Consider the following 2,741-nt stretch of genomic DNA (forward strand, 5'->3'; position numbering starts at 1 on the left):
TCGTAGTAGTCGGAGGCGAACACCATCAGCATCGCGTCCGGCGAGTACTTGTACTGGATGCCCCAGGTCATCGGCGGCAGGTACAGCCCGCGCTGCGGCGAATCGAGCACCACCTCGACGCGTCGCGTGCCGTCGTCGGCCACCACCGCGCAGCTGCCCTTCAGGCAGATCAGGAACTGGTGGCAGCGGTGGTGCGCATGCTCGCCGCGGATCTCGCGGCTGGGCACGCCGAACACCATGAAGTAGCGCAGCGGCTTGAACGGCACGTGGCGGTCGAACTCGCCCACCGTCAGGTCGCCGCGCAGGTCGCGGATCACCGGGAAGTGGTGCACCGTGACGCCGTGCACCGGCGTGGTCTCGATCTTGAATCCGTTGGCCGCGCTCGGCACGTGCACCGCGCTGGCCGGGCCCTTGTCGGTGTCGACATAGCCGACGATGGCGGCCGGGTTGCCTTCGACGATGGCGCCGGGCGGCACCGAGCGCGTGACGACCGAGCCGGGGCGCACGACCGCCTTGGCGGCGATCGTCAGGCCGCCATAGATGGTGGAGTTGGCGCCGATCCAGGCCTGGCGGCGCACCGTGGTGCCGATCGGCTCATGGCCTTCGGCCTCGACGAACACGACGTTGGCGCCGATGTGGCAGCCGGCGTCGATCGTCACGCCGCGGCAGATGTGGGCGCCGCTCTTGACGACGCAATCGCCGTGCACGTGGGCCTCGGGGTCGATGAAGGCCTGCGGGTGCAGCGCGAGCGGCGCCAGCAGGCTGGTGTCGTTGGTTCCCATGGTGTCGGTGTCTTTCCGTGTGGACCGGGATCAGAGGAGGTTCATTGCAGCCAGGCGCCGATGCCCAGGCCCAGCGAGCGCAGCAGCGCATTCGCCTGCTCGCCGTCGTACAGCGCATTCACGTAGGCGACGCGCAGGCCGTAGTGGTCGCCCTCGGCGGCCATCACGTCGAACAGCGAGCGCCGGCCGAGCTGCTGCCATTGCTGCAGCGTGAAGTTGCGCACCCGGTCRCTGTCGCGCAGCACGCTGATGACGCGCTGCGCGCGGTCGAAGGCCGACGTGGCCTGCTCATGCACCTCGGCCATGCGGAACTTGCGGGCTTCCAGCGCGTCGGCGCGTTGCAGGCGGGCGGCCTCGGCGCGCTTGCGGGCGGCGAGGGTCGAGTAGTCGTTGCTCGCGTTGTAGAGCGGGATGTTGAAGCTGACGCCGGCCGACCAGTTGGTGCCGTCGCCGGCGCCCTTGGCCTTGCTGCCGCCCACGGTCCAGTTGACCTGCGGCTTCTGCCCGGCCACCACGGCGTTGGCATAGCTGTCGGCGGCGGCGGCCTGCTGGTCGAGCTGGGCGATCTCGGCGGCGCGCTCGGCCTGCGCCTGCAACTCGGGCAGCGGCGGCACGTCGAGCAGCACCGACGACAAGCCCTCGGTGCCCGGCAGGCCGTCGCCGACGAAGCGGCGAAGCTTGACCTCGATCTGGCGCACCATCGACAGCGTCTGCACCTGCTGCAGGTCGGCCTGCTGCTGGTTCTTCTGCGCCTGCACCAGCTCGCTGGTGCGGCCCTTGTCGGCGCGCACGATGGTTTCCAGCGCCTCGACCAGGCAGCTCATCTTGCGCGAGTACTGCTGGTAGACCTGGGCCTGCATGCGGTAGCGGCTGCGGTCCATGGCCAGCGACACCGTCGTCAGCGCGACCTGTTCCTCGGCGCTGATCTGGCCCAGGCGGGCGGCCTCGGCCAGGTGGCTGCGCCAGTCGGTGAGCTGGGTGATGCGGCCGCCGTCGAACAGCGGTGCGGTGACGCTCAGGCCGACACGGGCCTGGTTGCCGCTGACACTTTCGGTATTCGGGCCGGAACTGCCGACCCGGCCGAGCGTGCCGCTCAGACCGGCCTGCGGACGGCGTGACATGCGGGTTTCGTCGACATCGGCGGCGGCGGCTTCGGCCAGCAGCCTGGCGGCGCCGATGGATTGGCTGCGCCGCAGCGCCTCCTGCACCATCGCCTGCAGCGTGGCGCGCGGGCCGCCGGCATCGCCCGCCAGCGGCCTGGCGCCGTAGCTGACCCCGGGCTCCATGCCTTCGTCATCGATGCAGCGGGCGACCGCAGGCAGCGCGACGGCGGTGGCCACCAGCACGCCGGCGAGGCGCAAGGTGAAGGACGGGTGGACAGTCATGGGGACAGGCTCCTGGGAACGGGGGGCCACATGGCTTGCGGCACCCTGCCAGTACACCCCGTGGACGCCCGGTGCGATGGCCGGAAAATGACCCGGTTTCGAGGCCAGTTCCTGCTCCCGGAGGGCGCTTTGCACCATAGACGGGGCCTTGCCGGCTTGCCTACCCTTGCCGACTTCTTCATATCGGCAACCGGAGCACCCTCGCATGGCAACCAAGACAGGCACCTTGGCCGCGGACTCTCTCGCAGGCACCACCGGTGCCGATACCCTTCTCGGCCTCGATGGCAACGACACCCTCACCGGCGGCACCGGCAACGACGTCCTCGACGGCGGCCTTGGCAGCGACACCTACAACTTCGCCACGGGCGACGGCCAGGACATCATCGCCTCCACCGAAGACGCCGCCGCCGGCAAGACCGACACGCTGKTGTTCACCAACCTGGCGTCGAGCAAGGTCCAGTTCTCCCGCTCCGGCACCTCGCTGATCGCCTCCGTCACCGGCTCCACCGACTCCATCACCGTCAACGACTTCTTCCGCGACGACAACCCGCTCAACAGCTACAACCCGCTGCAG

3 protein-coding genes are annotated in these 2,741 nt (G+C 69.7%); 1 reads left to right on the top strand and 2 read right to left on the bottom strand.

The genetic code is table 11. The annotated features are described in order from the left end of the window. Both AC1D15_RS25675 and AC1D15_RS25680 read right to left on the bottom strand, forming a co-directional pair. Window positions 1-782 (bottom strand): WxcM-like domain-containing protein (locus AC1D15_RS25675; protein ID WP_477828215.1); only part of this gene is annotated, 782 nt, incomplete at its 3' end. A gap of 41 nt (window positions 783-823) precedes the next feature. Beyond that, the gene (locus AC1D15_RS25680) at window positions 824-2,167 is read right to left on the bottom strand and encodes a TolC family protein (RefSeq protein ID WP_465114448.1); all 1,344 of its coding nucleotides are present in this window, start codon (window positions 2,165-2,167) and stop codon (window positions 824-826) included. Window positions 2,168-2,372: 205 nt separating this feature from the next. On the opposite strand from AC1D15_RS25680, the gene AC1D15_RS25685 reads away from it, so the two are divergent. After that, the coding region (locus AC1D15_RS25685; protein ID WP_477828216.1) for a calcium-binding protein at window positions 2,373-2,741 on the top strand (369 nt) is incomplete at its 3' end.

The sequence above is a fragment of the Rhizobacter sp. P2_H2 genome, from assembly GCF_056403375.1.